This window comes from Sphingomonas naasensis, from assembly GCF_004792695.1.
GTDB classification, from domain to species: Bacteria; Pseudomonadota; Alphaproteobacteria; order Sphingomonadales; family Sphingomonadaceae; genus Sphingomonas; species Sphingomonas naasensis.
On record NZ_SRXU01000001.1, the window covers coordinates 514,587 to 541,451 of the forward strand.

The 26,865-nt window shown below is 68.1% G+C and carries 17 protein-coding genes; 8 read left to right on the plus strand and 9 right to left on the minus strand.

Features of this window, described 5'->3' with window-relative positions:
* From E5A74_RS02490 to E5A74_RS02500, 3 genes are read left to right on the plus strand one after another with little or no spacing between them, the layout of a single operon-like run.
* Window positions 1-1,650 carry a family 43 glycosylhydrolase gene (locus E5A74_RS02490; RefSeq protein WP_135982501.1) on the plus strand — a complete coding sequence of 550 codons (1,650 nt, stop codon included), beginning with the start codon at window positions 1-3 and terminating at the stop codon, window positions 1,648-1,650.
* A complete protein-coding gene (locus E5A74_RS02495) occupies window positions 1,647-3,971 on the plus strand; it encodes a glycoside hydrolase family 31 protein (RefSeq protein ID WP_135982503.1) in 2,325 nt (774 codons plus the stop codon). Before E5A74_RS02490 ends, E5A74_RS02495 begins: the two co-directional genes overlap by 4 nt.
* Window positions 3,972-3,997: 26 nt before the next feature.
* On the plus strand, window positions 3,998-5,620 hold the full coding sequence (locus tag E5A74_RS02500) for a DUF5597 domain-containing protein (protein WP_240699601.1): 1,623 nt from the start codon (window positions 3,998-4,000) through the stop codon (window positions 5,618-5,620).
* A 4-nt stretch (window positions 5,621-5,624) separates the two neighbouring features.
* On the opposite strand, the gene E5A74_RS02505 is transcribed toward E5A74_RS02500, so the two are convergent.
* From E5A74_RS02505 to E5A74_RS02515, 3 genes are all read right to left on the minus strand, one after another.
* Complete coding sequence (locus E5A74_RS02505) at window positions 5,625-6,794, minus strand: winged helix-turn-helix domain-containing protein (protein ID WP_135982504.1); 1,170 nt, start codon at window positions 6,792-6,794, stop codon at window positions 5,625-5,627.
* Window positions 6,795-6,857: 63 nt separating this feature from the next.
* A complete protein-coding gene (locus E5A74_RS02510; protein ID WP_135982506.1) occupies window positions 6,858-9,365 on the minus strand; it encodes a TonB-dependent receptor in 2,508 nt (835 codons plus the stop codon).
* Between the two features lie 115 nt (window positions 9,366-9,480).
* Window positions 9,481-11,031, minus strand: coding sequence for a tetratricopeptide repeat-containing sulfotransferase family protein (locus tag E5A74_RS02515; protein ID WP_135982508.1), 1,551 nt, complete (start codon window positions 11,029-11,031; stop codon window positions 9,481-9,483).
* 362 nt (window positions 11,032-11,393) lie between these two features.
* Here E5A74_RS02515 and E5A74_RS02520 point away from each other — a divergent pair, with 362 nt between their 5' ends.
* Window positions 11,394-12,683: an amino acid permease gene (locus E5A74_RS02520; RefSeq protein ID WP_240699602.1), complete on the plus strand. Its 1,290-nt coding sequence runs from the start codon at window positions 11,394-11,396 to the stop codon at window positions 12,681-12,683.
* Window positions 12,684-12,803: 120 nt separating this feature from the next.
* Here the strand turns inward: E5A74_RS02520 and E5A74_RS02525 are convergent, their stop codons facing one another.
* Both E5A74_RS02525 and E5A74_RS02530 read right to left on the minus strand, forming a co-directional pair.
* Window positions 12,804-14,411, minus strand: a complete 1,608-nt coding sequence (locus E5A74_RS02525; RefSeq protein ID WP_135982510.1) for a phytoene desaturase family protein — start codon at window positions 14,409-14,411, stop codon at window positions 12,804-12,806.
* A gap of 15 nt (window positions 14,412-14,426) precedes the next feature.
* Entirely contained in the window at window positions 14,427-15,602 is a 1,176-nt protein-coding gene (locus tag E5A74_RS02530; RefSeq protein ID WP_135982512.1) for an aromatic ring-hydroxylating oxygenase subunit alpha, read from the minus strand.
* A gap of 47 nt (window positions 15,603-15,649) precedes the next feature.
* Between E5A74_RS02530 and E5A74_RS02535 the strand changes: the two genes are divergently transcribed.
* The gene (locus E5A74_RS02535; RefSeq protein WP_135982514.1) at window positions 15,650-16,243 is read left to right on the plus strand and encodes a TetR family transcriptional regulator C-terminal domain-containing protein; all 594 of its coding nucleotides are present in this window, start codon (window positions 15,650-15,652) and stop codon (window positions 16,241-16,243) included.
* A 31-nt stretch (window positions 16,244-16,274) separates the two neighbouring features.
* Here the strand turns inward: E5A74_RS02535 and E5A74_RS02540 are convergent, their stop codons facing one another.
* A complete protein-coding gene (locus E5A74_RS02540; protein WP_135982516.1) occupies window positions 16,275-16,613 on the minus strand; it encodes a hypothetical protein in 339 nt (112 codons plus the stop codon).
* Between the two features lie 185 nt (window positions 16,614-16,798).
* On the opposite strand from E5A74_RS02540, the gene otsB reads away from it, so the two are divergent.
* The 3 genes from otsB to E5A74_RS02555 are packed head-to-tail and all read left to right on the plus strand — an operon-like array spanning window position 16,799 to window position 20,735.
* Window positions 16,799-17,563: a trehalose-phosphatase gene (gene otsB / locus E5A74_RS02545; protein ID WP_166745574.1), complete on the plus strand. Its 765-nt coding sequence runs from the start codon at window positions 16,799-16,801 to the stop codon at window positions 17,561-17,563.
* The gene (locus E5A74_RS02550; RefSeq protein ID WP_135982518.1) at window positions 17,560-19,341 is read left to right on the plus strand and encodes a glycoside hydrolase family 15 protein; all 1,782 of its coding nucleotides are present in this window, start codon (window positions 17,560-17,562) and stop codon (window positions 19,339-19,341) included. The genes otsB and E5A74_RS02550 overlap by 4 nt, the downstream gene beginning before the upstream one ends.
* The gene (locus E5A74_RS02555; protein WP_240699603.1) at window positions 19,338-20,735 is read left to right on the plus strand and encodes an alpha,alpha-trehalose-phosphate synthase (UDP-forming); all 1,398 of its coding nucleotides are present in this window, start codon (window positions 19,338-19,340) and stop codon (window positions 20,733-20,735) included. The genes E5A74_RS02550 and E5A74_RS02555 overlap by 4 nt, the downstream gene beginning before the upstream one ends.
* 4 nt (window positions 20,736-20,739) lie before the next feature.
* Here the strand turns inward: E5A74_RS02555 and E5A74_RS02560 are convergent, their stop codons facing one another.
* The 3 genes from E5A74_RS02560 to E5A74_RS02570 all read right to left on the minus strand — a co-directional run bounded on the left by E5A74_RS02560 (window position 20,740) and on the right by E5A74_RS02570 (window position 26,774).
* Window positions 20,740-23,403, minus strand: a complete 2,664-nt coding sequence (locus E5A74_RS02560) for a glycosyl hydrolase (protein WP_135982523.1) — start codon at window positions 23,401-23,403, stop codon at window positions 20,740-20,742.
* 55 nt (window positions 23,404-23,458) lie between these two features.
* Window positions 23,459-26,224 carry a TonB-dependent receptor gene (locus tag E5A74_RS02565; RefSeq protein ID WP_240699604.1) on the minus strand — a complete coding sequence of 922 codons (2,766 nt, stop codon included), beginning with the start codon at window positions 26,222-26,224 and terminating at the stop codon, window positions 23,459-23,461.
* 181 nt (window positions 26,225-26,405) lie between these two features.
* Window positions 26,406-26,774 (minus strand): response regulator transcription factor, encoded by a 369-nt coding sequence (locus E5A74_RS02570; protein WP_135982525.1) that lies wholly within the window; start codon window positions 26,772-26,774, stop codon window positions 26,406-26,408.
* Between the last annotated feature and the right edge of the window lie 91 nt (window positions 26,775-26,865).

Below are 26,865 nucleotides of genomic sequence, written 5' to 3' on the forward strand. Positions count from 1 at the left end.
ATGAAAGCCACTCGCCGCGAAACGCTCGGCCTTGCGGTCGGAACCGCCGGGATGCTCGGCCTGCCGGGCGAGGCACGCCCGGCCACGATGCCGGCGCAGAAAATGGGCGTCGAGGGCCAGCGCGTCCCGGACCTCGGCGACGGCCGTTACCGCAACCCGGTGCTCGCCGGCGATCGGCCCGATCCCAATGTGCTGAAGGACGGCGACGACTATTACGCCACCTTCTCGTCCTTCCAATATTATCCCGGCGTGCCGATCTGGCATTCGCGTGATCTGGTCCACTGGACTCCGGTCACCACCGCGCTGCGCAGGAATATTGGCTCGGTGTGGGCGCTCGACATCGCCAGGCACGATTGGCGCTATTTCATCTACATCCCCGCGCTCGATCCGCGCGACGACGCGCGGCCACTCAAGACGTGGGTGATACATGCGGCCGACATGCGCGGGCCGTGGAGCGATCCGATCGACATGCGCATCGATGGCTATATCGATCCCGGCCACGCGGTGGGCGAGGACGGCAAGCGCTACCTCTTCTTCAACGGCGGCCACCGCGTCCGGATCAGCGACGACGGCCTCTCCGCCGCCGGCAAGGTCGAGCATGTCTATGACGGCTGGCCGATCCCCGAAGACTGGATCATCGAGGGTTTCGCGCTCGAAGGCCCCAAGCTGCTCCGCAGGGACGGCTGGTTCTACATGTTCTCGGGGCAAGGCGGGACGGCGGGGCCGCCGACGAGCCATATGGTGGTGGTCGCGCGGTCACGCTCGATCCATGGTCCGTGGCAGAATTGCCCGGACAATCCGATCGTCCGGACCGCCCATCGCGACGAGCCCTGGTGGTCGCGCGGGCACGCGACCGCAGTCGAGGGCCCGGCCGGCGATTGGTGGCTGGTTTATCACGGCTATGAGAACGGTTTCCGCACGCTCGGCCGGCAGATGCTGCTCGAGCCGATCGCCTGGACCGCCGATGGCTGGCCGCGCGCGCTGGGCGGTGATCTGTCGCAACCACTCGCCAAGCCCGTGCCCGCCGCGTCGGGCCCGCATGGCGCCGCGCTGTCGGGTTTCACCGAGGATGCGTTGCGCACGAGGCTGGCATTCCATGCGCCGCGAGCGGACTATCTGCGACGGGTAAAGCTCGGTGGCGGCGTTCTCCGCCTCGCGGGCCAGGGGACCGGTCCGGCGGACGCTTCACCGCTGTTGTTCGTGGCGGGGGACCGCGCGTACGAAGTCTCGGTCGAGCTCGAGATCGAGCCCGGGGCACAGGGCGGACTCGTGCTGTTCTACGACGAGAAACTGTTCTGCGGGCTCGGCCTTTCCGAAGGGAAGCTGCACGCATGGCGCATCGGTCAGGAGGAGCGCTGGCCGCCCGGCGGCCCGGCCGCGACCCGGCGGCTGCATCTGCGCGCGGTCAACGACGAGAATGTCGTCACCTTCTTTCACAGTGCCGACGGCGCGCGCTGGACCAAGGAACGCTCGTTCGAGGTCGCCGGCTACAACCACAATGTCGCGGACGGGTTTCTGAGCCTGCGCCCCGGCATCTACGCCGCTGGCAAGGGCGGCGTCACCTTCCATAACCTGACCTATCGCGCGCGCGGCAGCGCTATGACGGGGCGCAATCCCGCGGCGCTGCAATCATCAAGGGGAGAGCCATGATCCTTCGAAGCCTTTTGCTCGCAAGTGCCACCCTGGCCGCCAGCCCCGCCGCGGCGCAGGCGCTCGCCACGGTGGACCGCAACGGCAGCCTCGTGTCGATCGAGGCCTATGGCCCCAACATCGTCCATGTGACGATCGCGCTGGATCGCAAGGAACTCGACGCGGGCCCCGGCTACGGCATCATCGGCAAGGCCGACCCGGCAGGCTGGACCCATCGCAGCGATGCGAGCGGCGACGTGTTCGCATCGTCGGCGCTGCGCGTGACGGTCGATGCCAAGGCCTGGCCAAAGCCGCCGACCCAGATGGAGCGCTATTTCGTCCCCTCGCTGCCGCCCGTCTCGATCGCGATCGCCGGCGCCGACGGGCGCGAGATCACGCGGATGAGCGGCTGGGAGCTGGCGCCGCAGACCGTCAACGGCGAGAAGACCTTCCGCGTCGGCGCGAGCTTCGCCGACACTGCGGACACCCATTATTACGGCCTCGGCCAGAATCAGGAAGGCGTTCTCGATCTGCGCGGGCGCACGATCGACTGCCGCCACAATTACGATGCCCCCGCCGGCGAGACGGTGTGCGTGCCCTTCCTCGTCACCAACAAGGGCTATGGGATCGTCTGGGACAATCCGGCGGCGACCCTCGTCTCGCCCGGCCTGCACAGCGCCACACGCTTCCAGTCGCAGGTCGGCGAGCGCGTGTCCTTCTTCGTGATCACCGGCGACAGTGCCGACGCGCTCTATGCCGGCTATGCCAGGCTGACCGGCGAGACGCCCCTCCCCCCCAAGGCGGCGTTCGGGCTGATCCAGAGCAAGGCGCGCTACGAGAGCCGCGACGAGCTGATGCGCATCGCCGATGGCTATCGCAGCCGCAAATATCCGCTCGACATCATGGTGCTCGACTGGTTCCACTGGACCCGGATGGGGCAGCTCGACATCGATCGGAACGCCTTTCCCGACCCCGCCGGCATGAACCGCCAGCTGCACGATTGGGGCATGCGCTCGATCATCAGCGTGTGGCCGCGCTTCGAGCGTGAATCGCGCTATTACGACATGCTCTCGGCCAGGGGATGGCTGCTCAAGGATGCCGACGGTCAGACCGCCGACGGCCTTCCGGTCCGCGCCGATCGCGCCGGCGCGCTGCTCGACAGCACCAATGCCGAAGCCCGGGCGTGGTTCTGGACCAAGATCCGCGACAATATCGCCAGCGAGGGTTTCGACTGGTTCTGGCTCGATGAGACCGAGCCCGATCTCGTGCCCGCGGGGCATTTCTATTCGCTCGGCTCGGGCGACCGCTATTACAATCTCTATCCGCTGGTGCACACCAGCGGCGTCGCCGAAGGCTCGGCGCGCGATCGGCCCGACAAGCGCAACCTGATCCTGTCGCGCGCCGCTTATCTCGGGGTGCAGCGCAACGGCGCGCTGTTCTGGTCGTCGGACGTCCATTCGACCTGGGAGGCGCTGCGCCGACAGGTCCCGACCGGGCTCAACTTCACCGCGAGCGGCATGGCATATTGGAGCAGCGACACCGGCGGCTGGATGTGGCCGAGCGGCCCGAGGGCCGAGCGTCCGCTGCTTGTCGATCCCGCCGGCGCGACCGCGATGGGCGCGGATTATGCCGACTATCCCGAGCTCTTCGTCCGTTGGTTCCAGTACAACACCTTCACCCCGACGCTGCGCATCCACGGCCAGCGCCCGGCGACGGCGATCTGGGAATATGGCAAGGCGGCCGAACCGATCCTCGCCGACTATCTGCGGCTGCGCTACGCGCTCGTCCCCTATCTCTATTCGCTCGGACGGCAGACCTCGGAGACCGGGGCGCCGTTCATGCGCGCGCTGTTCATGGACTTCCCCGACGATCCCGAAGCGGCGACGATCGGCGATCAATATATGTTCGGGCCGGCGTTTCTCGTGGCGCCGGTCACCGGGCAGGGCCGCACCAGCCGCCGGGTCTATCTGCCCAAGGGAAGCGACTGGTACGATTACTGGACCAACCGGCGGTACAGCGGCGGCCAGACGATCGACGCGGCGGCGCCGATCGAGCGGATCCCGCTGTTCGTCCGTGCGGGCTCGATCGTGCCGATCGGCGCGGCGGTTTCGAGCACCGCGGAGAAGCAGGCGCTTGCGGCGATCCGCGTCTATCCGGGTCGCGACGCCCGCTTCACGCTCTATGACGACGACGGCACCACCAATGCCTATCGCGCGGGCAAGGGCATCGAGGCCGAACTGGTCTGGAACGAGCGTAGCGGGACGCTGTCGAGCACGACCCGGTTGCCGTCCGGGCAGGATGCGGCGAAGCTCGTCCAGATAGTGCGGAGCCCGACGGAATGAAGCGGGTGAAACAGGGAGGGGCGCAGATGCGGCAAAGGATGGCGTGGCTGGTGGGCGCGAGCGCGGCCACGCTGTTGGCGGGAGCGCTTCCGGCGCAAGAGGCGCCGCGCATCGTGACGCGCGACGGACGGCACGCGCTGTTCGTCGACGGTGCGCCCTTCCTGATGCTCGGCGCGCAGGCCAATAATTCGAGCAACTACCCCGCGATGCTGCCCAAGGTCTGGCCGGTGGTCGAGGCGATGCACGCCAACACGCTCGAGATCCCGATCGCGTGGGAGCAGGTCGAGCCGGTCGAGGGGCAGTTCGACTTCGCCTTTCTCGACACGCTGATCGAGCAGGCGCGCGCGCACAAGCTCCGCCTCGTGCTGCTGTGGTTCGCGACATGGAAGAACACCGGCAACAGCTATGCCCCCGAATGGGTGAAGCGCGACACCGGCCGCTTCCCGCGGATGCGGAAGCCCGACGGCGCGACGCACTACGCGCTCAGCCCGCACGGCCGGAACACGCTCGAGGCCGACAAGCGCGCTTTCGTCGCGATGATGAAGCACCTCGCCAGGATCGACCGCGATCATACCGTGATCATGGTGCAGCCCGAGAATGAGGCGGGCAGCTACGAGCTCGCCCGCGACCATGCGCCCGAAGCGGAGCGGCTGTTCCGGGGCGCGGTGCCCGCCGAGCTGGTTCGCGCGCTCAAGGTCAAGCCGGGAAGCTGGACCGCGGTCTTCGGCAAGCGCGCCGAGCAATATTTCCAGACCTGGCATCTCGCGCGCTATATCGACGAGATCGCGGCTGCCGGTAAGGCAGTGAAGCCGCTGCCGATGTACGTCAACGCCGCGCTGGGCGATGCGTTCACCGACGAGGGCGGCAATGTCGGGCCGTCGGGCGGTCCGAACTGGAACGTCATCCCGGTGTGGAAAACGGCGGCGCCGCACATCGATCTGGTTGCGCCCGACATCTACAAACGCGACGCGCTCGCGGTGGAGAGCTTGCTCGACAAATATGCGCAGCGCGACAATGCCTTGATGGTGCCCGAGATCGGCAATGCGCTCGATTATGCGCGCTTCCTCTGGCCGGCGCTCGGGCGCGGCGCGATCGGCTTCGCGCCCTTCGGCATGGATGCCACCGGCTTCTTCAATTACCCGCTCGGCGCCAAGGCGCTCGATCCGGCGACGATGGAAGCCTTTGCCGGTCCCTATGCGATGCTCGCGCCGATGGCCGGCGATTGGGCGCGCATCGCCTTCGAGAACCCGGTCTGGGGCACGGCGAAGGGCGCCAAGGCGCAGTCCACCGTCCTCGGCCGCTGGCGGATCGCCGCGGAATATGGCCAGTGGCAGATGGGCGAGCCGGGCTGGACGAGCTGGATCAAGATGGACCGGCCGCCGCTCGCGGAGGCGCCGGTCGGCGGGATGGTCGTGGCGCAGCTCGGTCCCGACACCTTCCTGATCAGTGGCAGCCATGTCCGGGTGCGGCTGTCTCCGGTCAACGCCGCCCCCGGCGAGCAGGCGCAGCTGATCAGCGCCGAGGAGGGCAGCTTCGTCGCCGGCAAATGGACGATGCGCCGCCGCTGGAATGGCGACCAGATCGATTATGGCCTCAACTTCACCGGCGAGCCGGTGATGCTCAAGGTGACGATGGGGCTGTATCGATAGGCCGCTAGCCGGCGTTGCCGATCCGGACCGAGTCCAGCCCGAGCCACGCCGCCATCCGGTCGAGCTCGATCACGAGGCGCTCCTGCGTTTCGGCAGGCGCCCCGGGCTCGAGCGTGACGCGGTTCGCGCGCAGGACGCCGGCCTGACGGTCGGCCTTGAGATCGACGCGCGCGACCAGCGCCTCGTCCATCAGGAACGGCAGCACATAATAGCCATGCGCGCGCTTATCCTGCGGCACATAGATCTCGATCCGGTAGCGGAAGCCGAACAGCCTTTCGGCGCGGCCGCGTTCCCAGACGAGCGGATCGAACGGCGCGAGCAGCGCGGCGCCGCGGATCCGGCGCGGAATCCGCGCATCGCGGTGCAGCCACGCCTTCTGGCTCCAGCCCTCGACCGCCACAGGCACGAGGATCCCCGCCTCGATCAGCGCAGCGATCGCATGATCGGCCTCGTCCGGCTTGAGCCGGAAATAGTCGCGCAGCTCCGCCGCGGTCGCGATGCCGAGCGCCCGCGCGCTGCGCGCGATCAGCGCGCGTTGCGCGCTGATCGCGTCGGGCGTCGGCAACTCCAGCACCGCCTTCGGCAGCACGCGTTCGGGCAAGTCGTAGAGCCGCGCGAAGCTGCCGCGGCGGGTGGCCGTCGTGATCTGGCCCGACCAGAACAGCCATTCGAGCGCGTGCTTGGTGTGGCTCCATTCCCACCAGCCGCTCTTGCTCGATCCCTGCTCGAAATCGGCGGCGGCCATCGGGCCTTCGGCGATTATCCGATCGAGCACCGCCTGCGCTTCGGGCCGCTGCTCGGTGGCGAAGCGGCGGAGCGCCCGGTAGCCGATCTCGCCACGCTCGGCGCGCGCCATCCGCCAGCGCAGCAAGGGATGCAGGTCGAGCGGCAACAGCGAGGCCTCGTGCGCCCAATATTCGAACAGCCGCCGCTGCCGCTTCGGGCCCCAGGCGTGCCGCTCGAGCAGGGTGCGGTCATAGCCTCCCAGCCGCGAGAAGGCGGGGAGATAATGCGCCCGGGTGAGCACGTTGACACTGTCGATCTGGAACAGCCCGAGCCGGTCGAGCGTCGCCAGCAGGCGCGCCGCGCCCGGCCGTTCGGGATGGCGGACGCCGAAGCCCTGCGCGGCGAGCGCGACCCGGCGCGCCTCGCGGAGTGAGAGTTTCGTCGTCACGCGCTGCCTCTGGGCAACAGCGCTAGCGAAGGTCAAGCCCCGGCACGGGCCGGTCGGCGACGGCTAGAACCGCGTTCCCGCCCTGATGCCGATCGTCCGCGGCATGATCGGGACGATATAATGCCGTTGATCGCACGCGCCGCATTGCTGGAAGCGCGATATCTGCCCGCGCTCGTCCCAGATGTTTTGCGCGAACAGCTCGAAATTATAGCGCGACAGCTCGAATCCGAAGGCGAGGTTACCGGTCGTATAGGCCTCGAGCCTGCCGAGCGCCGCCGCCTTGGCGATCCGGATGTCCGACGAGGCGGAGCTCTGATGCGCGATCAGCCCCTGCACATAGCCGCGGCCCGATCCGATCGGCACGGCATAGCGCGCGGTGCCGCTGATCTTGAAGCGCGGCGTGATCGGCAGACGCGTACCTTCGGGCGCCAGCACGTCGCTGCCATCGCCGATGCAGATCTGCGTCTCGCACAGATCCTCGCGCGTCTTGGCGTCGGTGTACGATCCCGCCGCCGTCAGCGAGAGTCCGCCGAGCGCGAGGTTGGCGTCCATCTCGACGCCGCGAATGCGCGCATCGGGCCCGTTCTGGATGATCGTGAAGCTGTTCTCGCCGAGGAACGAGAATTGGAAGTCCTTCCAGCTCTGCTGGTAGATCGCGCCGTTGAAGCGCAACCTGCCGTCGGCCAGCGTGGTCTTCCAGCCGAGCTCGTAATTGTAGAGGACGTCGGTGGCATAAGGCGCGACGTCGCCGCGGCGATTGATCCCGCCCGGCCGGAAGCCGCTCGAGGCGACGGCGTAGAAGAGCAGGTCGTCGCTCGGCTTCCACGTCAGGTTGAAGCGATAGGTTACGCCCTGCCCGCTCGTCTCCTTGGGCCGGAGCTCGCCCGCCACATAGGTCGCGAGATTGGTGCAGGGCCCGCCCGAGACCGTCGCCGGGAGCAGCGTGTTGGTCGCGCTCCCGTCCAGATAGGCGTCGCGCAAGGTCCGCCCATCGGCGAGGAAACAGCTGGCGACGCCGGTGCGCGAGCTTCCCGCGGCGTTGAACGGCGACGCGGTGTAGGGGCGTCCGTCGGCGGGATCGACGCCCGGATTCCTGCCGAAGCCGAAGAAGCCGATCAGCGAATTGTCGAAGATATAGGCGCGCGCGCCCGCGGTGAAGCTGATCTTCGGCGTCAGGTCGAAGCTCGCCTCGCCGAACATCGCATAGTCCTTGTCGACGCGGTGCTGCTGGGTGAGCCACAAGGTGCCCGGCGAGCCGTTGACCGAAACCGCGTCGCCGAGATTGGGGATCTGATAGTCCTGATGGATCAGGTTCGACTGACGCTGGTAGAACATGCCCGCGACGACCCGGAAACGCTCTTCGGACGGCGAAGCGACGCGCAGCTCCTGGCTGGTCTTCTTGAAATGGTCCGACGCGACCACGACCTGGCGTGGATCGATCGTGTTGCCGGCATTGTCCTGATAATAGAAATAGCCGGCGAGCCCGCCGACCGAGGCGTAGAGATTGTCATAAGCCTCGGAATAATCGGTATAGTCGCTCGACGAGGCGGTTCTCCGGTCGAGATAGGCACCGGCATAGGTGACGTCCCAGTTGCCGATCTTTCCCTCGATCGTCAGCGCGCCCTGGATGAAGCGATCGCGGCGATATTCGGGGTAGAAATGCTGGAGCTCGAGATCGCCGACCTGCGGATCGAAGCCATAGGTGCCGTGGCTGCGCATCTCCTGATACAGCACGCTCGGCGTGACGGTCCAGGTCTCGTCGAGATCGACCTTGAGCGCGGCGCGGCCGCCCCAGGTCTCGGTGTCGTTGTAATTCTCCTCGACGAATTCGTCGTTGTCGACGGTGATCCCGCCCGGCGTCGGCAGGAAGCTGCGCGTGCCGGGCACGTTGTCGATGAAGCCGGCGTCGCGCTGGTAGAAGCCGACGACACGCAGCGCCGCCCAGTTCGACAGCGGCGCGTTGATCATGCCTTCGAGCTTGCCGCCCTGCCCGCCATGCGCGACCGTGTTGACCTCGGCATCGACGCGGCCGTCGAACGCCGAGGCGTCGGGTTTGTTGGTGATGATGCGGATCGTGCCCGCCTGGCTCGACGCGCCATACAGCGTGCCCTGCGGACCCGCGAGGCTCTCGATCCGGGCGATATCGTAGATATGAACGTCGAGCGTGCCGCCGATCGTCGTCACCGGCTGCTCGTCGAGATAGGAACCGACCGAAGGCAGCGAGCCCGAATGGTTGCCGTCACCGCCCGATGCGACGCCGCGCATATAGACGGTGGTGGAGCCCGGCTGGATGGTCTGGAACGCGACCGAGGGCAGCAGCTGGGTATATTCGTTGAAGTTCGAGATGTTGAGCTGATCGAGCTTGCGCGTGCCGATCGCCTGGATGCTGATCGGGACCGACTGGATGTTCTCGTCGCGCTTCTGCGCAGTGACGACGATCTCGTCGCGGTCGGGAGGAAGATCGGTGGGAGTAGTAGTTTGCGAATCCTGGGTCTGCGCGGCGGCGGGAAGCGTCAGGGCGGTCGAAGCGAGCAGCCCGGAAATCACGGCACGGCGCACGGATAGGATCATCGCAGCCCCCACGTAACATCAATGTAAGTAGAGACTGTGCTGCGACGCAGCAGCCGTCAATCGTCGCGCCGGATACCGATGTGCGTTCTTCGGCGACCGTGATGTTTCTGCAACGTTACAAAGATGCCGGCGCTTGCGGATAGGCATCGACGACATCGCCCAGCGCGGCGCTCAGCGGGTCGAGATGCGGCGCGAACGGCCGCCACGCGCGGTCGCCGCCAGTGAAGATCGGCTGGCGCACCTGCTCGGAGCTGGCGGTGCGGACCGCGCGCTCGGTTTCGTGAAAGGCGAGGCAGGCGGGCTCGAACGCTACGCCGCAGGCGTCCAGCAACCGACGCACTTCGGCCTCGGTATCCGCCACCAGCGCTTCGTGGATCACCCGGTGGACCTGCCCCGGCTGGACGCGGTCGAGATGCGCCATCAGCCGCACATAGTCGCGATAATAGCGCCCCATGTCGTCGAGCGCGTAGCTGAATGCCTGGCCGCGCGCGAAATGCTGCTTGAAGTTGGAGAAGCAGCATGCCCGCGGTTCGCGGCGCGCGTCGATGATCGTGGCGTTGGGCAGGATCAGCCGGATCAGCACGACATGCGCCCAGTTGTTGGGGAGCTTGTCGATGAACAAGGGCCGGTCGGTTCGGCGCTGGACCGCGGTGCGACGGAGATACTCCTCACCGAGCTCGCGCGTGCGTTCAGCCATCAGGGTGGTCAGTCCATGCGGATAGTTCGGAATTTTTCGCGCGAGCGCGGGCAGATCGGGCAGCTCGGTGGTGCCTTCGATCAGGCTGTGGCTGGCGAGAATCTGCTCGACGAGCGTCGATCCCGCGCGCGGCATGCCGAGGATGAAGATCGGGTCGCGCGCATCGCTGCCCCGGCCGGTGCGCTCGGCGAAGAATTCGGGGGTGGCGAGCGCGATGCAATCGTCGACGAAGCGCCCGGTTTCGTCGGCGTCGTAGACGAGCCGGGTCCGCCGCAGCGCATTGCCCGCGGCATAATGCGCAAAGGCCCGGTCGGCCTCGCGCCGGTCCTCGAACGCCTTGCCGAGCGCGAAGTCGAGGTGGAAGCGATCCTCGTCGCCGATGCCGGGCTCGGTCTGCGCAGCCTCCATCGCGGCGATGTCGGCATCGTCGAAGCGCACGGTCTTGAGGTTGGCGAGGCTCCACCACGCCTCGCCCAGGGTCGGCGAAAGCGCCAGTGCCTTGCGATAGGCGGCGATGCCGTCCGCCTGGCGTCCGACGGTCTTGAGCATATGGCCATAGCTCATCCACAGCTTGGGCTGCGCGGGCGCCTCGGCGAGGACGCGCTCGTAGAGCAGGATCGCCTCCTCGAAGGCGCCGAGCCGGCCGAGCGTCGCGGCCTTGAGATTGGCGTGGCCGGGATGATCGGGCTCGGCTTCGACGAGCAGGTCCAGTTCCTCGAGCGCCTCGCTCGCGCGGTTCTGGCGGTAGAGCACCAGCGCGAGATTGGCGCGCGCGGCGGTGAAGGCGGGTGCGATCTCGACCGCGCGGCGGAGCAGCGCCTCGGCATCCTTCAGCCGCCCGATCCGCCCGGCGAGCTCGGCGAGCATGCGGATCGCGCGGGCATCGAACGGATCGCGCTTGAGATAGTCCTTGAGGCCGCGCTCGGCGTCGGGAAGGCGGTTGTCGTGCAGCGCGAGCGCGGCTGCCATCAGATCCGGGGGGAAGCGCGTCGCGGGCATCGGGCCGAGATGACCACGCGTCCGCGCGGCGATCAAGCGCTCGATTTCATGCTGGACACGCGCGCCTGCCGCTTCCCCCGACGACCTTGGTTGACCGTAGCATTGCGTCGAACAGCGTGTATGCTGACGATCTCGCTCAACGGGCAGAGGATCGGTCGTGGACGAACTGACGTCGCTGTTCTTGCTCTTTTTCGGATTTTCCGGGTCCGATATTACGGACCGCTGTCCGGAAGGCGGCGGCAACTGCTGAGACCTTTCGCTGAGCCGGTTGCGCTGGTCGTCGGCGACATGATCGGTTCGCCTCCACGCATCGTGACCGTAAACGGGGACGCGTGAGGGAGCCCGCCCCACCGTCGCGACGCGCGCTCGGCTTCTGGCCGGCGCTGGCGCTGGTGGTGGGCAACATGATCGGATCGGGGATCTATCTGCTCCCCGCCACGCTCGCGCCGCTCGGCGCCAATGCGATGATCGGCTGGGGCGTGACGATCGTCGGCGCGATGGCGCTGGCCTTTGTCTTCGCGCGGCTCGCGGCGAAGCTGCCCTGCGCCGGCGGCCCCTATGCGTTCGCCGACGCCGCGTTCGGCCCGACAATCGGGTTCGCAGTGGCGTGGAGCTACTGGATCCTCGTCTGGGCAGGCAATGGCGCGCTGGCGATCGCCGTGGTGAGCGCGCTGAGCGTGCCCTTCCCCATGCTCGCCGGCGGCACCCCGGCCTTCGCCACCGCGCTGCTGCTGATCTGGGCGGCCGTCGCGGTGAACATTCGCGGCGTCGCGCTGGCGGGGCGGATCCAGCTGATCACGGCGGTGCTCAAGCTGGCACCGCTCGTCGCGGTGATCCTGCTCGCGCTATGGCTGCTGGCACGCGATGGCGCGACGGCGATCGCAGCCAATCCGGCGGTGCCGATCAGCGCCAATGCCGTCGCCGGTGCGGTCGCGCTGACATTCTGGGGGTTTCTCGGCGTCGAATCCGCCACCGTCCCCGCCGACAAGGTCCGGAACGCGGCACGGACGGTGCCGCTCGTCACCCTGCTCGGCACTGCGCTGACCGGCGCGGTCTACGTCCTCGTCGCCGGCTCGGTCGCGCTGATGCTGCCGGCGAGCGTGACCGCCGCCTCGCCCGCCCCGCTCGCCGATTTTCTCGGCCGCTCCTGGGGAAGCGGCGCGCAGGCGATCGTCGCCCTGTTCGCGGCGATCAGCGCGCTCGGCACGCTCAACGGCTTCGTGCTGCTGCAGGGCGAGATGCCGTGGGCGATGGCGCGCGGCGGCGTTTTCCCCGCGTGGTTCGGCAAGGAGAGCCGCCGCGGCACCCCGGCGCGCGCGCACCTCGTCTCGGGCGTGCTGGTGACGATCGTGATGGCGCTCAACTATACGGGCTCGACCGGCGCGCTGTTCGCCGAGATCGCGACGATCAGCCTCGCCGCGGGGATGCTCGCCTATTTCGTCAGCGCGCTGGCGGCGCTGAAGCTGCTCGCCGGCGACCGCGCCGTACAGCTCGCCGCGATCGTCTCGGCGGGCTTCGTGCTGTGGATGGTCTACGGGCTCGGCCTGCACGCCAATCTGTGGGGTCTCGGGCTGCTCGCGCTGGGTTTGCCGATGTTCCTCTGGGTGCGGCGAAACCCCTGATCCTCCCCCGCCAGGGGGAGGTGGCGCCGAAGGCGACGGAGGGGGAGGAATCACTGCGCTCAGCGAGTCCTCCCCCTCCGTCAGCTGCGCTGACACCTCCCCCTGGCGGGGGAGGATAGTTCACACCGGCAGCAGTCGCCTGACCAGCGAGCGATCGCGCAGGATCTCGTGCGCGGCGTTGTGCCCCGGCGCGCCGGTGACGCCGCCGCCCGGATGCGTCCCCGCGCCGCACATGTAGAGCCCCGAAATCGGCGCGCGATAGTCGCCATGGCCGAGTACCGGCCGCGCCGCCCAGAGCTGATCGAGCGACATATGGCCGTGCATGATGTCGCCGCCGATCAGCCCGAATTTGCGCTCGAGATCGAGCGGGCTGTGGATCTGGCGGCCGACGATCGACGCCTTGAAATTGGGGGCATGCTTGGTGACCGTATCGATGATGTGGTCGGCCGCCGCCTCGCGCTCGTCGTCCCAGCTGCGGCCGTCGGGCAGCACGGGCGCGAATTGCTGGCAGAACAGGCTGGCGATGTGCATCCCCGGCGGGGCGAGGCTGTCATCGACCGACGTCGGCAATTTCATCTCGACGATCGGTTCGTCGGACCAGCCCTTCGCCTTCGCGCTGGTGAAGGCGTCGTCCATATAGTCGAGCGTCGGCGAGATGATGATCCCGGCGGTGTGGTGCTCGGCCTTCTCCTTGCCGGGAAGCACGGTGAAATCGGGGAGCTCGGAGAGCGCGACATTCATCCGGAAGGTGCCCGATCCCGCTTTGAAATTGTCCATGCGCCGGGCGAATTCGGGCGTCATGTCGGTGCGATCGACGAGCTGGCGATAAAGCAGGGCCGGGCCGACATTGGCCGCGACGATCGGCGCGGCGATTTCCTCGCCCGACTCAAGCCGAACGCCGGCGACCTTCTTGCCGTCGACCAGCACCTTGGCGACCGGCGCTTCGAGGCTGATCTCGACGCCTGCCTCGATGCAAGCCTCGGCCATATATTGCGTGATCGCGCCCATCCCGCCGACGCTGTGGCCCCACATGCCCTTCTTGCCGTTGATCTCGCCGAAGACGTGGTGGAGCAGCACATAGGCGCTGCCGGGCGTGTCCGGGCTGGCATAATTGCCGACCACTGCGTCGAAGCCGAACGCCGCCTGGATGTACGGATTCTCGTACCAGCTATTGAGGAAATCGCGCGCCGACTTGACGAACAGGTCCATCACGTCGCGCTGCGCCTCGATGTCCATCCCGGCGAGCCGCTTTCCCTGCAATGCCGCGGCAAGCAGTGCGCGAACGCCGCCGCCGGCATTGGGCGGAGTCTTGAGCGCCATGTCGCGCAGCACTTCGGCGACGCGCTCCAGCGCTTCCTCATATTTGGGGAAGGTCTCGGCGTCCTTCGGGCTGAACCGCGCGAATTCGGCCTGCGTGCGTGCGGTGCCGCCGCCGAGCTTGAGATAGCCGTTCTCGTGGGGGAAGAAGTTGCTGATCGTCCGCTCGATGATCCGCCAGCCGCGCTCGTGCAGCTTCATGTCCTGGATCACCTTGGGGCGGAGCAGGCTGACGGTGTAGCTCGCCGTCGAGTTGCGGAAGCCGGGATGGAATTCCTCGGTCACTGCCGCGCCGCCGACGACGTCGCGCCGTTCGAGCACCCGGACCTTCAGCCCGGCGCGCGCGAGATAGAAGGCGCAGACGAGGCCGTTATGCCCGCCGCCGATGACGATCGCGTCGTATTTCTGCATGCGTCCCCCGGAAAATCAGATGGTGTGCGGGCGCCGCGACCAGCCCGGTGCCGGCGCGCGGTGCTGCCTTGCCTCGGGAATGATCGCGCGCACCTTGGCGGCGAAGCTGCGCAGGCACACTTCGCTCGCGCCGATCGGCCCGGCAGTGTAGCTCGACGACGCCATCCCCTGCTGGACGCGCTCGATCAGCCAGGTGTCCTCGGCATTGACCACGCGGTTGATCCGCCAGTTGGCGTAGCGGACCAGCTTCATCTCGCGGCGGTCGTCGGGCAACGCGAAGGTCATCTCGCGCAGCACGCAGGTCGTCGGCGAAGTCGGCAGCCACTGCATAAAGTCGATCTGGTCGGCGTAAATGTCGAACGCCATGTTGGGCCAGAGCTTGTAATAGAGCCACAGCCGCTGGTTGGCTTCGGGCAGGTGATCGACCCGCGGCAGATGGCGCTGGTAGAAGGCCTCCCACGGATTGGCTGAAGGGCGGTCGACGAGATAGCCCGACATCTTGTCGACCCAGCCTGACGCCTCGATCGCATAGGATTTTCCGAACAGCCGGGTCAGCCCGTCATGCGCGACCGGGATGTGGAGATTGTCCGAATAATTGTCTCCGACATTCTTCCAGTTGACCGCGCGGTCGCGGGTGCGGACGTCGCCGATCCGGCGCATCTCCTCGAGACGATAAGGGGCGATCTCGGCCTCGTAGGGCGCCATCATCTCGGCGACCGACGGCCCGCCGTCATCTTCCAGCCGGACGAAGACGAAGCCGCGCCAGATCGACAGGTCGACCGGGACGAGCCCGCTCGCCGCCATGTCGAGCGCCGGATAGTCGCGCCGCATCGGCACGCCAGAAAGGGTGCCGTCGAGCTCGTAGACCCAGGCATGATAGGGGCAGACGAGCTTCTTCGCGCAGCCCGCATCGCCCTCGACGATCCGCATCGCGCGGTGCCGGCACACGTTATGAAAGGCTCGGATCACCCCGTCGCGGCCGCGCAAAGCGACGACATTCTCGCCGAGATAGGAAAGCGTCCGCCACGCGCCGGGCTCGGCGATATCGCTCTCGTGGCAGACGATCTGCCACGACGGGCGCAGGATGCGGTCGGTCTCGACGCTCAGGAACTCGGGGTCGGTGTAGATCCAGCCCGGCAGCGACCAGTCGGCATCGGGATCGACTTCTGGAAGGGAGGCGAGGGTCGCCATGGCCGGCTCCGATTGCTTGTTGTACGATCGTATAATAAGCTGGGGCAATGAGCAAGTCCGGCTTCACCCGCGCCGAGCCCGATGCGCGGCGCCAGTCGCTGATCGAGGCCACTGCGAGCGTGCTGGCACGCGACGGCGCCGGCGGCGCATCGGTGCGCGCGATCGCGCTCGAGGCGGGCGTGTCGCCGGGGCTGGTCACGCACCATTTCGGCGGGGTCGATGCGCTGATCGCAGCAACCTATGCCCAGATCGGCGAGCAAGTCTCCGCGGCGCTCGATGCCGCGGTAGCCGGTGCCGGGAATGACCCGCGCGCACGGCTCATGGCCTATGTCGCGGCGAGCTTCCTGTCGCCGATCGCCGACCGCGCGCTGCTCGCGACCTGGACGGCGTTCTGGGGGCTGGTGATCGCGCGCGTGGAGATCGCCGCGCTCCACGACACGCAATATGCGCGCTATCGCGACGCGCTGGAGGCGCTGCTGGGAGCCTGCGGGCTCGCGCCGGCGGCGCGGCGCCGCGCCGCGATCGCGATCACCGCGCTGGTCGACGGCCTATGGCTCGAGCTGTGCCTTTCGCCCGCGGTGCTCGACGCGACCGAGGCCCGGGCGATCGCCGAGGCGCAGATCGAGGCGTTGCTGGGCTAGCCGCGCTCGATCCGAGGTGCGATCGGCCGCCCTAGCGGCTGCCCGGCTGGCGGCACTGATCCTTCAGCGTCCGCGAGCAGCGCGGATAGTCGCGCGGCGTGCTTGCAGAGGGCGTCGCGGTTGCCGTGCTTGCCGCAGGGCGCGCGGGGCTTGCGCCCTCGGGAGCAGGATCGGACGCGAGGCGCGTCGTCCCCGAGCCGGTGGTGCCGGTCCTCGGATCGGCCGGCGGCGTGTTGGCGTCGGGTGTGGTCGTCGCAGGCGAGGTCGTCTGCGGCGTCGAGCTTGCGAGCGGAGTCTGCTGCGGCGACTGCCCGGCGACGGCAGTGCCGCCGATCGCGGCGAGAATCGCCGGCGATATCAGGACCTTCATCGCGCTTCTCCTCAACCGGCTGCGAACACCCCATCGCAGCACATCAACGCGACAGCGAGCGCGATGCTCCCGCTTGCCGCGATCCGGCGCTGGGCGGCGCGGCCGGTCACGGGTCGTTGCGGAGCTTCGGGCTCGGTTCGTCGGTTTCGGGGGAACAATAACGGCTCCGATACGATAATTGGGCAGTGACTGCGTACGCCCCCTCCCCGACCGCCGCTTTGCCCCCACCCCCCGCCAGCCTGCTGGACGGCAATGCGAGCCTGTTCCTCGATTTCGACGGGACCCTCGTCGCGATCGCCGAGACGCCCGAGGCGGTGATGGTCGACGCGCGGCTGCGCGACCTGCTCGCATCGCTGCACGCCCGACTGAACGGTCGCGTGGTGCTGATCAGCGGCAGGCCGGCCGAGCAGCTCGCGCAGCTGCTCGACTTGCCGGCGCTCGACATCGTCGGCAGCCACGGCATGGAGTTTCGCCACGCCGACGGGCGCCGCGCCAGTGCCGATCGCCCGGCCGCGCTCGGCGCAGCCTTCGAACGGATCCGCAGGCACGCCGAGCGACATCCCGGCCTGCGCATCGAGGAAAAGCCGCTCGGCGTCGCGCTCCATTACCGCCAGGCGCCCGAAGAGGCCGGTTCCTGTGAGACGCTCGCCCGCGAGCTGGCGGCGGAACATGGTCTCCACTTCCAGCCGGGCAAGATGATGGTCGAGGTCCGTGCCGCGGGTGGAGACAAGGGCGCGGCGATCCGTGCGTTGATGGCGGAACCCCGCATGGTGTCCACGCGTCCCCTGTTCATGGGCGACGACCTCACCGACGAGCCCGGCTTCATCGCGGCTGGCGAACTGGGCGGTGCCGGCATCCTGATTGGCTCGCCGCGGCCGAGCGCGGCGCGCTATCGGCTCGACGATGTTGCCGCGGTGCGCGACTGGCTCGCCGCAGGCAGCGCGGCATGATCGATCTAGATCTCTGGCCGATCGGCAATTGCCAGGTCAGCGCGCTCGTCGATCGCGCCGGCCGCTTCGTCTGGGGCTGCGTGCCGCGCGTCGACGGCGATCCGCTCTTCTCGGCGCTGGTCGGCGGCGAGGCTCCCGAGGCGGGCTATTGGAGCATCGAGCTCGACGATGTGGTCTCGACCGAGCAGGCATATCGCCGAAACACCCCGGTGCTAGTCACCCGCCATGTCGATTCCGCCGGGAACGCGATCGAAGTCATCGACTTCTGCCCCTATTTCCGCCGTCTCGGCCGGAGCTACCGCCCCGTCGCGTTCGCGCGGATCGTCCGCCCCGTCGCCGGTAGCCCGCGCATCCGGGTGCGGCTGCGGCCGACCTGCGGCTGGGGCGGCGCCTGCACGCGTCGCATCGGCGGATCGAACCATCTGCGCTACCAGATGGACGCGCTGACGATGCGGCTCACCACGACCGCCCCGGTCGGCATGGTGCACGAGGAGCGCGCCTTCCGGCTCGAACGCCCGCTCCATTTCTTCCTCGGCCCCGACGAGAGCTTCACCGGCGACATCGCCGCGACGCTCGACGCGATGCTCCACGATACCGAGGAGGAGTGGCGCGAATGGGTGCGCGGGCTCGCGATCCCGCTCGAATGGCAGGAGGTCGTGATCCGCTCGGCGATCAGCCTCAAGCTCTGCCAGCACGAGGAGACCGGCGCGATCGTCGCCGCGCTCACCACCTCGATCCCCGAACATGCCGGATCGCAGCGCAACTGGGACTATCGCTACTGCTGGATCCGCGACGCCTATTACACCGTCCAGGCGCTCAACCGGCTCGGCGCGCTCGACGTGCTCGAGGCCTATCTCGGCTATCTCCGCAATATCGTCGATGGCGCGCGCGGCGGGCATATCCAGCCGCTCTACGGCGTGCTCGGCGAGGCGACGCTCGAGGAGCGCTTCGCCTCCGATCTGGCCGGCTATCGCGGCATGGGCCCGGTCCGCGTCGGCAACCAGGCCTATGAGCAGATCCAGCACGACGCCTATGGCCAGATCGTGCTCTCCAACGCCCAGGCGTTCTTCGACCAAAGGCTGTTCCGCATGGCCGGGGTCGAGGATTTCGAGGCGCTGGAAAAGGTCGGCGAGCGCGCCTGGACCTATCACGACCAGCCCGATGCCGGGCTGTGGGAACTGCGCACCCGGCAGAGCGTCCACACCTATTCCGCCGCGATGTGCTGGGCGGCGTGCGACCGGCTCGCCAACGCCGCGCAGGCGCTCGGCCTCGAGGATCGCCGCGACTTCTGGCAGGACCGCGCCGACCAGATCCGCGCGCGGATCGAAGGCTCGGCATGGCGCACCGATACCCGGCGCATGTCCGCCACCTTCGCCGGCGACGACCTCGACGCCAGCCTGATCCAGCTGCTCGACCTGCGTTTCCTCTCGCCCGAGGATTCGCGCTTCAAGGACACGCTGACCGCGGTCGAGGCGGGGTTGCGGCGCGGCTCGCACATGCTGCGCTATGCCACCGAAGACGATTTCGGCCTGCCCGAGACCGCGTTCAACGTCTGCACCTTCTGGCTGATCGAGGCGCTGCACTTCACCGGGCGCGGCGCCGATGCGCGGGCGCTGTTCGAGGAGATGCTCACCCGCCGGACTGCCGCGGGGCTGTTATCGGAGGATATCGACCCTGTGACCGGCGAGCTCTGGGGCAATTACCCGCAAACCTATTCGCTGGTCGGGATGATCAACTGCGCGGTGCTGCTCAGCAAGCCATGGAGTTCGGTGCGTTGAGCCGCCTCATCGTCATCTCGAACCGCGTCGCCCCGGCCGAGGGCTCGCATTCGGGCGCGCAGGGCGGGCTCGCCGTCGCGCTGCAATCCGCCCTGCGCGAGATGGGCGGGATCTGGTTCGGCTGGTCGGGCGGGCAGACCGACGTCTTCACCGGGCAGGTCAACCTCCAGCGCGGCGACGGCTACACCACTGCGACGGTCGATCTCGAAGAGCAGGATATCGACGAATATTATAACGGCTATGCGAACCGGACGTTGTGGCCGCTTTTCCACTATCGGATGGACCTCGCCGAATATGAGCGCGGCTTCGCCGGCGGCTATCAACGCGTCAACGAGCGCTTCGCCGACACCGTGCGGCCGCTGATCGAGCAGGACGACACCGTCTGGATCCAGGACTATCACATGATCCCGCTCGGCCAGGAATTGCGCCGGCGTGGCTGCGCGAACCGGATCGGCTTCTTCCTCCACACGCCGTGGCCGCCGCGCCGCCTGCTCGCCACGCTGCCCGAGGCGAACGAGCTGGTCGAGACGCTGTTCGCCTATGACGTGCTCGGCTTCCACACCGCGGAATGGCTCGAATCCTTCTGCGATTTCGCGCGGCTGGAGATGGGCGCCGACATTGAGGAGGATGGCGACGTCATCCGCTTCGGCGGCCGCACGGTGCGCGTGATCGTCTGCCCGATCGGCATCGACACCGCCGAGTTCCGCGCGCTCGCCGCGAGCGATACCGCGCAGCACACCTGCCGCCAGATGGAGCGCAGCGCAGTCGGCCGCGCGATGATCGTCGGCGTCGACCGGCTCGATTATTCCAAGGGGCTCGAAGAGCGTCTGCTCGGCTTCGAGCGCTTCCTCCTCGAGCATCCGGAGGAGCGCAAGGAGCTGTTCCTGCTCCAGATCGCCCCGCCCTCGCGCGCATCGGTGGGGAGCTACCAGCGCATCCGCAACACGCTCGAAGGCCTGTCGGGGCGGATCAACGGCGAGCATGCCGATCTCGACTGGGTGCCGATCCGCTACGTCAACCAGGGCTATCCGCGCGACGTGCTGGCCGGCGTGTACCGCGCCTCGCGGATCGGGCTGGTCACGCCGCTGCGCGACGGGATGAACCTCGTCGCCAAGGAATATGTCGCCGCGCAGGATCCTGGCGATCCTGGGGTGCTCATCCTCTCGCGCTTCGCCGGCGCGGCGGCGCAGATGCAGGAAGCGGTGCTGGTCAATCCCTACAGCGCCGAGGAGATCTCCGACGCGATCCTCACGGCGCTGCGCATGCCGCGCGACGAACGGATCGCGCGGTGGCGAGCGCTGATGGACGGCGTCGAGCGCGAGGACGTGATGTGGTGGCGCAAGCGCTTCACCGACGAGCTCATCGCCGCGCCGTCGCTGGCCGAGGTCGACTAGGCGCTCAACGACAATCGCCGGCGCCGGTCTCGACGAGCGTCGGCGCGCGCAGCAATCCCGAAGGCTGCGCGACGATCTTGTCCTGATCCTGCGCGGTGAAGCGTTCGCCGAACCGCGCGCTCAGCAGCCGATAATCGGTGCGCGCCCGCCCGGCGAGGCGATTGAGCGCGGTGTTCGACACCGCCACCTCGATCGCATTCCGCCCGACGCGCAGCCCCGACAGGTCGATGCGATAGGGCGGCGCCCAGACGCTGCCGATCGGCTTGCCGTTGACCGAGACGATCGCCGCGTCGCGGATCGGCGCCTCGATCGCGGCGAAGGGCCGCGCCTGGTTCGAAACGGCGCCGGCCGGGGCCGGCGCGCCGAAGTCGAGCGCGAGGCATTTGCCCGCGTCCCCCGGATCGAGATCGAGCCTCGCCCGATACACCGCGGTCCCCGAAAAATGCCGCAGCGCCGGATCGGCGGTCCATGAGCCGAACTTCGGAAGCGGCTGTTCGGGACGCCCTGCGATCGACAGGGTCCAGTCCCGTGCCGCCGCGCTCAGCGGTGCGATCGACGGTGCCGCCGGTTGCCGGGCAGGCCCGCCGAACAGGAGGAAGCGCGATTCATAGGGTGCGAGATCGACGGCGATGTCGCCCCTCCCCGCCGCGCGGCGCGTCCCGTGCAGCGCATCCCACCAGCTGCCATTGCCGCGATCGCCGGCGAAGCGCGCGCTTGTCCGCAGCGGCACATTGCCGGTGTTCACGACGAAATAGACGTCGCCATCGGCCAGCCGGCGATGGAGGAAGCCGAGCGCCGGCGCCGGTGCCGCGGTGCGGACCTCGGGAGAAATCGCCGCCCGCAGCGCCGGCCCGAGCGCGCCCTCCTTCACGATGACGACGCCCTTGCTCCGCGCCAGGCGCCGCGACACCGCCTGCACCCGCGCGCGGCCCGCGTCATCGCGCAACCCGCCGGCGTTCGACGGCAGCCCCTCGATCGCGATCACGCGCCCGCCTGCCTTCACCCAGCGCGCGATCGCGGCATAGGCGGCGGGATCGATCCGCTCCATCGAAGGCAGCACCAGCGCCTTGTGCCGGATGCCCCGCGACGCCAGCGCGCCGGCGTCGACAAAGTCGAAGCCATAGCCATTGTCGAGCACCTGCGCGATCAGCGCATCGCGCACGCGGCGATGCATCGCCTCGTTGACCGATGCGGCTTCGGGCCGCATCGCCGCGAACGCATCCTCGATCGGCAGGTAGATGGCGACGCTGTTGGCCGCCTCGCCCTGCCGGAGCAGGAACGAGGCGCGCTGGAGATAGCGCGTCACATCGGGCATCACGCCGAACCACGGATTATGCTCGTTGAGCGCCGCCGCGGCGTAGAATGCCCAGCCGGGCTCGCCGGCTTCGGGCGGACTGTAGGGCCAGCCATGGCCGACCAGCTGCGTCACGCCCTGCAGGAAATGGCGATCGGCCTCGACCTTCATGTCGAGCGGCGTCGCTGCCCACGAAGGCGAGCGGAGCCAGGTCCACACTTCGGAAGATACCACCGGCTTGTCGTAGAGATGCGCGCCCGAGGTTGCCCACCGCGTCGAAGTGAAGCTGCGCCAGTCGGCGCCCTCCCCCTCGGGCAGCGCGACCAGCGCGTTGCTCGACAGCGTCGGCGGGGGGAAGCCATAGACCTGCGCGCGGAAGCGCGTGCCCTTCGAGCGCGCCCAGGCATCGATCGGCGCGAGATAGCGCGCGTCGACCAGTTCGGAGAGCGTCTCCGCCCAATCATAGCGGACCGCCGCGCTCTCGGGCGTGTCGAGGAACAGCGCCGGCAGATGCGCGATCAGGTCATAGCCGCGCCGTCGCCGAAACTCGGCCGGCAGGTCGCCGGTCCAGCTCGAGCCATAGGCCTCGAGGCTGTCCGAAAAGACCGCGTCGGGCGGCGGCCCGCCGGCAAAGGCTTCGAGAAGGCGATCGCCGACCGTGCGGAGATGGTTCGCCACCGCGGCGGGATCGATATGATCGAGCACATAGCCTTCGGCGCCGATCGCGGCGCGCTTGACCTGCTGGCCGGTCCGCCCGGCGATGAAGAACAGCGCCTCGCGCGGCTGGTCCGCCGGCGCCACTGCGACGCGATCCTCGCGCACATCGAGCGGGGCGAGCGGGCGATCCGCTTTGGCGCTGACGCCTTCGGGGCCGATCATCGCGGAGAGCAGGCTCTCGCCGGGGCCGAGCGCCGGGCGCGTCAATTCACCCACGCCCGCTGCCAGCGATACGCGCACCAACCGCACATTGGCCGCGGCCTGATCGACCGGGATATGCGGGCCGCCGAACGGCCAGCCGCTGCCGCCGGTGACGTCGACGCGCATGCCCTCGGCGCGCCCGGTCTGCGCGGCATGGCGCAGCGCAGCGATGAAATCGTCGGACAGATAGGGCAGGTTGCGGAGCGTCGCGCTGTCCGGCGACAGCGGGTAGACGGGCTGCACTTCGAACCCGCCGAACCCGCCCGCCTTCATCGCGCGGATCTCGCGGTCGATCTCGTGCGTGGTGACGGCGGGGCCGAACCACCACCAGCGCACCATCGGCCGTGCATCGTCGGGCGGCGCGAGGAAGCTGTTCCACAGCGCCTCGGGGCCCGCGGTCTGCGCCGCGAGCGGAGACGGCAACAGCAGCAACGACAGCGCGACCAGCCGTTTCATGCGGCCCCTCCCCTATGTTTGTCGCGGCCGGCGGTACCTCCGCCGGCCGGTTCGATCAGAAGCGCGCGCGCACGCCGCCGTAGAAGCGACGACCATAGGTCTCGATGATCGTCCGCCGATAGATGCTGTTGGCGTTCTCGGCGCGCACCGCGTTGGTCAGGTTCACGCCCTCGAAGAACAGCGAGACGTTCTGGTTGAGGTTCACCCCGGCGGAGGCGTCGACCTGCCCGAACGCCTCGCCGAACTCGGGATTGTTGCCACGCCCACGCGAGGTGATCAGATATTTGGACCGCCAATTGTACGAGACGCGCGCGTTGAACACGCTGTCCTCGTAAAAGCCCGACAGATTGTAGCTGTGCCGCGACAGCCCCGGGAACGACAGCGCCGAGCCGGTGAATACGTCGCGGTCGGCATAGCCCGAATCCTTCGAATAGGTGTAGTTGGCGATCACGCCGAGATTGCCGAGCGCACCGGGCAGGAAATCGAGGACGTACTGGCCGCCGATCTCGGCCCCGTTGATCGTCACCTTGCTGCTGCCGTTGACCGGCACCGTCACCGTATAGGTCACGCCGGTGGTCGGCTCGACATAGGCTTCGCTGCCATTCTGGATGAACGATCCGATCTCCTTCCGGAAATAGGCCGCCGAGATATAGCCGGTGCGGTTCGGGTAATATTCGATCCCGAGATCATATTGCCGCGCGCGATAGGGCTCGAGGCCCGGATTGCCACGCGAGCCGGTGAGACCCACCGCATCGAGCGCGAAGCGCGGCGCGAGCTGCGCCGGCGAGGGCCGCGCGAGCACCTCGGTCGCGGTCGCGCGCAGCTGGAGCTTGTTGGGGATCAGCTCGGCCTTGAGGTTCAGCGAGGGCAGGAACTCGGTATAATGCCCTTCGAACGACACCGGGGTCACCGTGCCGGCGCGCACCTGGAAGCCGTCCGAGGTGGTGCGCGTGTCGACCACGCGCAGACCCGCCACGCCGGTGATCCGCACGCCGCCGCCAAAGGCGAACGCCGCCTGGCCGTAGCCGGCGAGATTATTGTCCTTCACTTCCCACGTATCGAGCGGCACCGGATTGACGAACGGATCGGGGATGCCGACCGCGTCCGCCACGTCCATGCCGAGGTTGAGCCAACGCCGGATACCGCCGTCGAAGCCGCGATCGGCATTGCCGAAGAAGTCATGGTCGCCCAGCGTCGCGTTGGCGGTGAGCAGATCGCGAATCTGCTGGGTCAGCTGCGCGGCTGGAACGGTCGAGACGGTGACGTTCGAGCTCACGCCCGTGGCATAGGTGTTGGTCACCGTCGTGCCGTTATAGCCGTTGAGCGTGATCGACTTGTCGTAATAGCGGCTGTCGGCGGTGAGCACGCGCTTCTGGATGCCGGCCTTGAGCGACGTGAAGAAGCCGCCGTCGGGCTTGAACTCGGCGTCGAGCCGGCCGTCCCACTCCTCCTGATCATTGTAGCGCGGCCGGCGCAGCACGATCAGCTGGTTTACGCCCTGCGAGGTGGTCTGGTCGATCGGCAGCGTGATGTTGGGTGCCTGCTGATCATTGTCATAGTCGATCGTCAGCGAGGAGAGGCCGAGCGCCCCTGCGGTGGCGTTGATCTCGTTGTTGTACGCCCGCGATTTGGCATAGCCGCCGCGCGCCTGCAGCGTCAGCCGGCCAACCGTCCAGTCGAACCCGGTCTGACCGTTGAAGGTGTTGCGGTCCTGCGTGCCCAAAATGTTGCGATAGCTGACACCAAGGCCGCCCGGTGCGGCGAGCGAGCCGATGAAGGTCACGCTGCTCGCGGTATCGTCCGATCCGATCGTGGTGCGCGCCGGATCGACGCCGCCATTCGCCACGTTCTGCACGGTGTTGAGCTGGAGGAACTGACTGTCCAGCGTCAGCCGCGACTTTGTGTAGGTGCCTTCGATGAAGGCCCGGAAATCGCTGTTGGGGCGCCATTCGAACACGCCGTTGATCGCGCCGCGCTTGGTGGATTCGCGGTTGATCACCGGGCGCGGGATGTCGGGGTAGAAATCGCCGCTGCCGTCGCCGTTGAGGTCGAGCAGCTGGATCCCGGCGGTCGCGGGATCGCGATCGATCTGGCGCCAGCCGGTGGTGCGCAGCTGATCGTACCACAGGCTGCGATTCTCGTAGGTCGCCGAGACGAGGATGCCCATCGTGTCGTTGTTGAAGAGTGTGCTGCCGATGATCGCGAGCTTGGGATCGAGCTTGCCGGCAAGCGTGCCGTAAATGCCCTGCACCGATCCGGCGATGAACGGCTTCTTGCTGTCGAACGGCCGCCGCGTGACGATGCGCACCGTGCCGCCGAGGCCGCCCTCGACCATGTCGGGGGTGGCCGACTTGACCACCTCGACGCGCGAGACGAACTCGACCGGCATATCGCGGAACTCGACTGCGCGTGAGCTGCCGACCACCGTCGACAGCGCGGTCTGGCCGTTGATCTCGACGCGGTTGAGCGACGGATCGGCGCCGCGGATCGAGACGTTCTGCCCCTCGCCCGCCGCGCGGGTGATCTGCACGCCGGTGACGCGCTGGAGCGCCTCGCCGATATTCTTGTCGGGGAATTTGCCGAGATCCTCGGCCGAGATCGCATCGACCACCTGCGCCGAGTTGCGCTTGACGCTCTGCGCGTCGGCAAGGCTCTGGCGAATGCCGGTCACCACGACTTCGGTGGCTTCGTCCTGCCCGGGCGCGGCCGCATCCGCGGCGGGCTCTGGCTGGGTCTGCGCATAAGCGGGACCGCCAAAAGCCAGCGCACAGGCCAGCGCGGCCATTCCCGTGGTGGTGCGAGTCGAAAGATGCGCCTTCATCGGATCCTCCCGGTGCCGCGCCTGCCCTTGCAGGTCGCCCGCCGGCAACACGCGCCGGCAAGCCACTTGCTATACTATGTGGGATATGATGGCAATATTTGGCACTTGCAGCCGGACGCATGTCGGCGGCCGCCCGCCACCGCGCGCGTCGCAAGTCCTTGCGATGCCTGGCGTGCCGCGCTCAGTTGCGCGCGAGCAGTTCCTCGACGCGGAAGACCAGCTCGTCGGGATCGAACGGCTTCTTCATATAGTCGTTGGCGCCGGCGAAGCGCGCCAGCTCCTCGTCGCGATCGCTGCGCCGTCCGGTGAGCATCATCACCGGCAGCGTCGCGAACTCCGGCGATTTGCGCAGCTCCTGGACGAGCAGCACGCCGGAAAGCTCGGGCATGTTGCAGTCGAGGATCACCAGATCGGGCCGCCGCGCCTTGATCACGCGGAGCGCGTCGGCGCCGTTGCTCACCAGCCCCGCGCCATGCCCGGCCGCGATCAGCGCATCGCGCGCCATTTCGCCCACCAGTTCGTCATCGTCCGCAATGATGATCCGCGCCATCCCGACCCCTCTATCGTGCCGCACTCATGGCACGAAATCATAACGCTCCAGAATCGTTCCCGGTCGCACGCGGACCTTTGCCGCGGTCACG

Coding starts and splice junctions, on each gene's coding strand:
- E5A74_RS02490 (WP_135982501.1), top strand. CDS start 1: ATGAAAGCCACTCGCCGCGAAACGCTCGGCCTTGCGGTCGGAACCGCC.
- E5A74_RS02495 (WP_135982503.1), top strand. CDS start 1,647: ATGATCCTTCGAAGCCTTTTGCTCGCAAGTGCCACCCTGGCCGCCAGC.
- E5A74_RS02500 (WP_240699601.1), top strand. CDS start 3,998: ATGCGGCAAAGGATGGCGTGGCTGGTGGGCGCGAGCGCGGCCACGCTG.
- E5A74_RS02510 (WP_135982506.1), bottom strand. CDS start 9,365: ATGATCCTATCCGTGCGCCGTGCCGTGATTTCCGGGCTGCTCGCTTCG.
- E5A74_RS02515 (WP_135982508.1), bottom strand. CDS start 11,031: ATGGCAGCCGCGCTCGCGCTGCACGACAACCGCCTTCCCGACGCCGAG.
- E5A74_RS02525 (WP_135982510.1), bottom strand. CDS start 14,411: ATGCAGAAATACGACGCGATCGTCATCGGCGGCGGGCATAACGGCCTC.
- E5A74_RS02530 (WP_135982512.1), bottom strand. CDS start 15,602: ATGGCGACCCTCGCCTCCCTTCCAGAAGTCGATCCCGATGCCGACTGG.
- E5A74_RS02535 (WP_135982514.1), top strand. CDS start 15,650: ATGAGCAAGTCCGGCTTCACCCGCGCCGAGCCCGATGCGCGGCGCCAG.
- E5A74_RS02540 (WP_135982516.1), bottom strand. CDS start 16,613: ATGAAGGTCCTGATATCGCCGGCGATTCTCGCCGCGATCGGCGGCACT.
- E5A74_RS02550 (WP_135982518.1), top strand. CDS start 17,560: ATGATCGATCTAGATCTCTGGCCGATCGGCAATTGCCAGGTCAGCGCG.
- E5A74_RS02560 (WP_135982523.1), bottom strand. CDS start 23,403: ATGAAACGGCTGGTCGCGCTGTCGTTGCTGCTGTTGCCGTCTCCGCTC.
- E5A74_RS02565 (WP_240699604.1), bottom strand. CDS start 26,224: ATGAAGGCGCATCTTTCGACTCGCACCACCACGGGAATGGCCGCGCTG.
- E5A74_RS02570 (WP_135982525.1), bottom strand. CDS start 26,774: ATGGCGCGGATCATCATTGCGGACGATGACGAACTGGTGGGCGAAATG.